Below are 7,554 nucleotides of genomic sequence, written 5' to 3'. Positions count from 1 at the left end.
AACGACGCGGCGCGCGAGAATGCCTATACCGTGATGCTGATGAGCGATCAGCTCGAAGGCAGTCGCTACTTGGGCAGCGTCCAATCCAACAACAAGAACGCTCCCTCCAACATCTACGGTGACAAGGGCTTCGTCTCGATCTCGATCCGGACGATCAGCTTCCTCAGCCCGACCGTCGCGCAGGTCCGCTTCACCAAGATTATTACGTTCGGGCAGAATACGCCGATCGCGCAGAACTGGAACGCGATCCTGACCTTCAAATACACCACGGCGCCGGAGCATGAGAAGGATCGCAACATCGATCCACTCGGCTTCCAGGTCGTCAATTATCGTTCCGATCCGGAGGCGTGAGATGAGCGATCAGTCCAACATCCCGGACAATGACGTGTCCGTCGTCGTCGTCCCCTTCATGCCCGCACTCCGCAAGAAATTGGCTGTTCGTCTGTCACCGCCCGCGACGGAGCTGGTGCTCACAGAAACCGGGTCGCAGAGCCGTTTCTGGCGCGGAGTGGGTGCGGTGTGGCAGCGCCTCATCGCGCTTTCGATAGTCGGGGCTGCTGCGGTGACGCTGATGCCGCAGGCGGCGTTTGCATCTGAAACACCAATCCCTGGCGGGAAGGACGCGCGCGTCCGCAACGTCAATTATGATCCCGACCAGGTGGTGACGATCGTCGGCAGCTTCCGGCACGCGATCGAGATCCAGTTCGGTCCGGGGGAGACGGTAACGCAGGCCGCGTTGGGCGACACGGTGTCGTGGCAGATCGCCCCGGTCGGCAATGTCGTGTTCCTGAAACCGCGCGAGAAGGCGGGCGGCACAAACCTGATCGTCATCACCAATGCGGGTGGATCGCCGCGCACCTACCATTTCAATCTGTCGCTCGGGACGGGCGAGACGATGTACGGCGTCCGCTTCCGCTATCCCCGCGAGGAACGGGCAATGGCCGCGCTTCAGGTGCAGCTCGTCCAGGCGCAGACCGCCAAGGCGATCGAGACCAACGTCGCCCAGGCCGCGCTCGATCATGCCGTGATCGAGGGCACGCGGAACATGAATTACACGGTGCAGGGCGACTCTGCCCTGCAACCGACCGAGATCTCCGACAATGGCGAGTTCACGGTGCTGCGCTATCCGGGACACGCCGACATCCCCTCGATCTTCGCGGTCGACGTCGACGGCACCGAGACGATCGTCTCCTACGATGTGCGCGAGGACTTCGTGGTGATCCATGCGGTGTATCGGCAGCTCCGCCTCCGGCGCGGAACGACCGTGCTGTGCATCTACAACGAGGCGCCGTTGCGCAACGACCGCGGCGATCGGACGGGCACCGTTTCCAATGTGGTCGAGCGCAAAGTGAAGGGACAGTAACATGGCCGGCACCGTCATTGACCGGGGCGGCGACGTCGCTGCCGATACCGTTCCTTCAAGCGATATCGATAGCCCAGTCGCGCGCAGCGGAGGCTGGGGCAACATCGCCTTCATTGGCGCCGGTATCGGCCTCCTGGGTGCCATGGGCGGCATCATGATCGGCTATAGCGCGTTCCACCATTCCGCCAGCTCGGAGGCCGCGGCCCAGCCGGCCAAGGCAAGCGAACGGTCGGTCGATGATGTGATGGGTTCGCCGAACGCGCAGCGGGCGGCGCTGGCGGGTCAGCTTGGCCAATCCGGCGCGCCGCAGACCGACATCTTCGGGCGGCCGATTACGCCTGCGGCAGGTACGCAGGTCGCCGACGCCAATGGAAATCTGGTGCCGGCAACGGGGACGGCAACCACCACCACGGGTAACGGACAGCAGTCGCCTGCGCAGCGCCGCGCGGAGCAGGCGCGTGCAATGGCGGACGCGGCCCGGCGATCGCCGATCATGGCCTTTGGCAATACCGGTCTGGCCTCTGCCGCTGTGCCCACGGCGGTCCCCGGTAGCGAGGGACAACAAGGCGGTCAGGACGATGAGGCGCGTGGCGGGCAGTCTACGGTCCCGCGTCGCGGGTTCGGGGCGAGTGGCTTCGGCGCCGCGGGGGACGATGCGCCGGCTGCGCCGGCAAAGGGCCCGAGCGACTTCAGCGACCAGCTCGGCCACTCCGCGATCCAGACAGTGCGGGCAACCATGGTCGCCGATCGCAACCTGCTGCTGAGCGCAGGCACCGTGATCCCCTGCACGCTCCAGACTGCGATCAACTCGACGCAGGCCGGGTTCGTGTCGTGCGTCATCAACCACGACGTCTATTCGGAGAACGGCCGCATCGTCCTGCTCGACAAGGGGACGAAGGTACTTGGGCAATATTCGGGCGGCATCACCCAAGGGCAGGCGCGCTTGTTCGTGGTGTGGACCCGCGCACTCACCCCGCGCGGGGTCGCCATCGATCTCGGCTCGCCCGCAGCCGACAGCCTCGGCCGTGCAGGGCTCCCGGGCGGCGTCGATACCCAGTTCTGGGCACGGTTCGGCGTCGGGCTGGTGATCTCGGTACTAGAGGATGGCGCGCAGATCGCGAGCCGGTCGCTGGCCGGCGAGGGCAGCAACACAACCCAGGTGCCGAGCAACACCGGATCGACCGTCCTCAATCAGACGATGCAGATCAGGCCGATCCTGAAGAAAAACCAGGGGGACACCGCTGCGATCTTCGTCGCCAAGGATTTCGATTTCCGCTCGGTCTATGACGTGGGGTTGAGGCGCTAAGCCGATGGCATCCAGCCCGACGTCGCTCATCTACGAGCATAATGCGGAGCCGATCAGGCGCCATTTGTTGCGCAACGATGTGACCGAGCTGGTCATCAATGAGCCGGGACTGATCGGGCTTGAGACCCGCAACGGCTGGGAGTGGCATGAAGAGCCGGCGTTGGACAATGCCGCTCTCATGACCCTGGCAAAGCTGATCGCCGGGCTCACCAAGCAGGACATCAACTCCGAATATCCAGTCTGCTCCTCGGTGCTGCCGGGGGGCGAGCGCGCACAGGTCGTCGTTCCTCCAGCGGTCGAGCAAGGCTTCATCTCGATCACGATCCGCAAGGCATCCAGCGTGACGATGAACATCGACGATTTCGAGGCTGCCGGTCTGTTCAGCGAGGTTCGCGCGCATGGGCTTCACAAGGAGGTCGACGCCGACCTGTTGGCCTTGCGCGAGGCCGGTGATTGGCGGGCGTTCTTCAAGCTCGCGGTCGAGGCCCGTAAGAACATCTTGATTTCCGGCGCGACCGGTTCGGGCAAGACGAGCTTTTCCAAGGGGCTCATCAAGCTGATCCCGGACTATGAGCGGATCCTGACGATCGAGGACACGCGCGAGCTGGTCGTGCCCCAGCGCAACCACGTCCACATGATGTACGCCAAGGACGGGAAGAGCCTTCAGAAGGCCGGTGCCAAGGAGTTGCTGGAATCGGCGCTCCGAATGCGGCCCGACCGCATCCTTTTGCAGGAGCTGCGCGACGGCACCGCGTTCTTCTACCTGCGCAACGTCAATAGCGGCCATCCCGGCTCGATCACCACGGTCCATGCCAACACGGCCGAGGGCGCGTTCGAGCAGCTCACGCTCCTGGTCAAGGAATCGGAAGGCGGCAACGATCTCGATCGTCACGACATTCGGTCCTTGCTGCGCTCGCTCGTTGATATCGTCGTGCAGATGCACCGGCTCCCCCCCGGCGAGGGACGGCCGGCGCGCTACCGCATGACGGAAGTGTGGTTCGACCCAGCGAGCAAGCCAAACGACTAAGGAGGGTAGCGTGAGCGGTAGGTGGATGCGGAGCGACGAAGGGTCGCAACCCGGTGCGATCGCGTTCTTGGGCGTCGTTGGCCTGGTGCTGAGCGCGGCGATCGGCGCCGTCGCTGTCCTGTTCAAAGCGCATCTGCTGAGCGTGCATACGCCGTGGCGCAAGGTGCCGGCTGCGCTCTGGGCGCTGAAGGGCTATCCGATCGTCTACCAGCCGTTCCTGATTGGGTTTGGCATTGGCTTGGTGCTGACCATCATCCTGATCGTCTCGACGCTGTTCACGCGCCAGAAGCTGCACGGCGAGGCGCGTTGGGCGCGCCCCCCCGAGGTCAAGAAAGGCCTGCTGCTGTCCGAAACCGGCATCGTGCTCGGCAAATTCAACGGGAAGGTCATGCGCTTTGGTGGGCCTGAGCATGTCATGCTCGAGGCGCCGACCCGCGCCGGCAAGGGCGTAGGCGTCATCATCCCCAACCTGCTCGACTGGCCGGACTCGTTGGTCGTGCTCGACATCAAGCAGGAGAATTACGACAACACCGCTGGCTATCGGAAGGACGTCCTTCGCCAGATCGTGCTGTTATTCAATCCGCTGGATCCCAGCGGCCGCACCGTGCGGTGGAACCCGCTCGGCTACATCAATCGGCGAGACCCGGTCGAGGTCATCAACGAGCTGCAGAAGATCGCGGCGATGCTCTACCCCGATCCGCTCACCGGTGAGAAGTTCTGGGCAGAGGGTGCTCGAACCGCGTTCCTCGGCGTGACCGCCTATATCGCCGCGACCGTCGACGATGGCGAGGATGCACTCCCGTTCACGATCGGCGAGGTTTATCGGCAATTCGCGGCTCCCGATGCCCAACGGCGGTTCCCGAAGATCATCGCGGCGCGGGAAAAGGCTGGAAAGCCGCTGTCGACCGCGTGCGTCTCGGCCATCCAGGATTACACCGGCTCGTCGGCCAACACATTCTCCGGTTTGCGCCAGTCGGTCACGTCCAAGATCAATGCCTGGCTGAACCCATATGTCGATGCGGCGACGTCGAAGAGCGATTTCGATCTGAGCGAGTTCCGCGGCAAGCGGATCTCGCTCTACCTCGGCGTCTCGCCCGACGATCTGGAGCGGGTAGCCCCGATCTACGGCCTGCTCTTCCAGCAGCTCATCGATCGCAACGTCCGCGAGCTACCGAAGGACGGCAAGCATCAGATCAAAGTGTTGCTCGCACTCGACGAGTTCGCGAGCCTCGGCAAATGCACCGTGCTGGCCAATGCCTTCAGCTATGTCGCTGGTTATGGATTGCGGATGCTGCCGGCGTTTCAGTCGCTCGAGCAGATCCAGGGCGTCTATGGCGACAAGGTAGCGGCCGACATCGAACGCAACTGCGCGGTGAGGCTCGTGCTACGTCCTGCCGCCTTGTCCGAGGCGAAGAAGATCTCGGACCAGCTCGGCAGCTACACCTACAAGGCGCGCTCGCGCTCGATGGGGACGTGGGGTGGCGGGGGCGGCTCGACGTCGGAGTCCGACCAGCGCCGGCCGCTGATGCTACCGCAGGAGGTAGAACTCCTGCCGGAGAACGATCTGATCGTCTTCCGGCGCGGCATGTACGCGACCTACGGCAAGAAGGTCCGCTATTATGCGGAAAAGCACCTGATCGAGCGGACCAAGATACCTGCCCCTCAGATGCCCCCTATCCGGGTCGATCCGACGATCGCCGCGAACAGCTTGCGCGTTATCGAAGCGACGCAGGTTGCCGAAAGCACCAACGCCGGGCCAGCTACGGCAGGGTTTGCGCCTGCTCCTGAAGCGATCGGCGCTGCTGGACCGACGATGAAGGCACGGCGTAGCCTGAACCAGGCTGCGATGGATGAGTGTCTGGCGGCTTCGCCGAAGCAGCAGGTCAAAAAACTGTTCGAGAATGTTGTAGCGCTGCACGAGAAGGCGGCCTAATCGCCGGGAGAGCCTACGGCAGGGCGACGCCGGCGAGGCTCAGCAATCGAGATCGCCACGATCGATCTGTCGGACCGGGGGCGCTATGGTCGGCGCTGGGCTGGCCCGTTGTTTCGCAAGCTCTAGATTGATCCCGTCGGCTACGGCTGTCAGCCGAATAAGGGCCGATGCCCCGGGCTCGTGATTGATGGTGATATGACCGCTGGTGACGTTCGCTAGACGGTCGGTCAGCGCTGCCACTGTACCTTCGCGTGCCACCCAGTCGCGCATATTGCTTGTGCGGTTGAGCTCTGCCGCGGGTTCCTTTTTCCGCAAAACGGCGAGCCGCATGTCCTCAACGTTCTGCTCGGCCTGCTTCTGGGCAATCGGCTCGATAACTACGATCTCGCGTGCCGCTTCCCGGATCGTCAGGCGTCTATCGAATGGCTCTTGGTCGCGATCACGCTCGAGTGAGCGCCGGACGATTTCCTCGAGGGGATCGGCGTTTTTGTAGCGCTCGACCTGATTGGCGAGCTTGTACTTGAGCTCGTAATCCTCTCGCGTTGTCGCCGCCATCGCGTCCGCCATGCTGACGCCCGGATTGCGGAGTTGGATTACCGCCAAGTCGCGCGCGATGTAGAGCGCGTCGCGCGATTTCGGTGTGACGTTCGTCGTTCCCCAATCGAGCTGATAGCCATTTTCACGGGCCAGTTGGTCCGTGAATGTCCGGAGCGTGCGGCTGTTGCCCTCGCGAAACGGATGAAGATAGTCGAGCCGCGCATAGGTTTGTGCGACGGCCTCCGACATCTCCAGCATGTCATAGCCCCTGAGCGCTTGCCGCCCTGAAGAACGTCAAGCGTCGGCACCAGATGCCGGTCGATTGCGGGTCGGAGGGCATAGGGCACGAGGACGCGATCGCCCGACGCCTCTAGCTCCCGGTTCTTGAAGTGTCCCGGCGCGTCCGGCCGAAACTCGCCGGGCCGATGCTCAGGAAGGTCCTGGAATATCCGGCGATGAATCTCCTGGAGATGCGCCACATCGAACTGGCCTTGAACGGGATCGCTGAAGCTCTCTAACCCGTGCAAAGGTAAGGGCGGCCTCGCGCTGGCTAATCAAGCCGCGCGAACGGTGTCTGATGCCAGTATTGCGGCGGTCAGCTCATCGCTATCGATCTCGCCGGCAATGTAGCGAACATTTAGTTGCTCGATCTCGTCCGAGAGGATGCCGCCCTCGTAGCGAACACTGCCCCGAGCGAAGTTAACTTCACTCAAGCGGCGCGCGCGCTCGGCTTCGCTGATTGCAGGCGAAGAGGATGTGAAGGGCGTTACGACGTTCATCAGGCGATCCTTTCAAGCGACGAGCATAGCACAAAGCCATGCTTGATACGAGAAACACAGTGCAGCCTTTCCCCTAACGGCGTGGACGGCCGTCGGCCGGCAATCGTTCGTGGCACCGCCGTGGCGGTGCGGCGAGGGGGGTACATCCCCCCTCTGGGCAAGGGCTAGACCGTCTCCGCGCAAGCGCTCCGCTTGGCGATCGAGGCGGTATCCCCAGCCTTCCCGGCGCTACGCTCTGGTGCAGGCCGGGCGATCCCCCTCCACCTCGATCGGCCCGGATTTGCCCATTCACCCCCCGCTCTCGGCGAGGGCCAGAAGTCGATGCGCGCATCGCCTTCGGCTCTATTCGAGAAAGGAAAGATCATGGAAACCAACCGATGCCCCTCGGGCCTGCCTGGCTACGGATATTCAATGCAAGCGGCAGCAATCGCTAGTGCGTTGGTGGAACGGGAGAACGCTCATATCTATCGCAAATGGGTTCGAGAGTGGCTCGATCGGATCGAACATCCTGGGCGCCCGATGTACCAAGATATAGACGAGGGTCGAGTGTTCGCCGAGTTCCTGACCGACCTTGCTCGGGTCGGATCCGGTCTTAAGGCGGTGAATGAC

The 7,554-nt window shown here is 63.3% G+C and carries 8 protein-coding genes; 6 read left to right on the top strand and 2 right to left on the bottom strand.

What is annotated here, in order from left to right:
• From L8H00_RS18380 to L8H00_RS18360, 5 genes are all read left to right on the top strand, one after another.
• On the top strand, positions 1-351 hold a 351-nt coding region (locus tag L8H00_RS18380; protein WP_242098775.1), incomplete at its 5' end, for a type IV secretion system protein.
• A 1-nt stretch (position 352) separates the two neighbouring features.
• On the top strand, positions 353-1,363 hold the full coding sequence (locus L8H00_RS18375; RefSeq protein ID WP_242098773.1) for a TrbG/VirB9 family P-type conjugative transfer protein: 1,011 nt from the start codon (positions 353-355) through the stop codon (positions 1,361-1,363).
• Between the two features lies 1 nt (position 1,364).
• A complete protein-coding gene (gene virB10 / locus L8H00_RS18370; RefSeq protein WP_242098772.1) occupies positions 1,365-2,669 on the top strand; it encodes a type IV secretion system protein VirB10 in 1,305 nt (434 codons plus the stop codon).
• A 4-nt stretch (positions 2,670-2,673) separates the two neighbouring features.
• Entirely contained in the window at positions 2,674-3,696 is a 1,023-nt protein-coding gene (gene virB11, locus L8H00_RS18365) for a P-type DNA transfer ATPase VirB11 (protein ID WP_242098770.1), read from the top strand.
• A 10-nt stretch (positions 3,697-3,706) separates the two neighbouring features.
• Complete coding sequence (locus L8H00_RS18360; protein ID WP_242098768.1) at positions 3,707-5,629, top strand: type IV secretory system conjugative DNA transfer family protein; 1,923 nt, start codon at positions 3,707-3,709, stop codon at positions 5,627-5,629.
• 39 nt (positions 5,630-5,668) lie between these two features.
• Here L8H00_RS18360 and L8H00_RS18355 read toward each other — a convergent pair whose 3' ends face one another.
• Both L8H00_RS18355 and L8H00_RS18350 read right to left on the bottom strand, forming a co-directional pair.
• Positions 5,669-6,424 (bottom strand): Fic family protein, encoded by a 756-nt coding sequence (locus L8H00_RS18355; RefSeq protein ID WP_242098767.1) that lies wholly within the window; start codon positions 6,422-6,424, stop codon positions 5,669-5,671.
• A 296-nt stretch (positions 6,425-6,720) separates the two neighbouring features.
• Entirely contained in the window at positions 6,721-6,945 is a 225-nt protein-coding gene (locus L8H00_RS18350) for an antitoxin VbhA family protein (protein ID WP_242098766.1), read from the bottom strand.
• A 192-nt stretch (positions 6,946-7,137) separates the two neighbouring features.
• Here L8H00_RS18350 and L8H00_RS18345 point away from each other — a divergent pair.
• Positions 7,138-7,554, top strand: a 417-nt coding sequence (locus L8H00_RS18345; RefSeq protein ID WP_242098764.1) for a hypothetical protein, incomplete at its 3' end; no start/stop codon positions are given.

The organism is Sphingomonas sp. CROZ-RG-20F-R02-07 (assembly GCF_022662335.1).
In the GTDB taxonomy this organism is placed as follows: domain Bacteria; phylum Pseudomonadota; class Alphaproteobacteria; order Sphingomonadales; family Sphingomonadaceae; genus Sphingomonas.
This window is presented reverse-complemented; position numbering and strand designations above follow the sequence as displayed.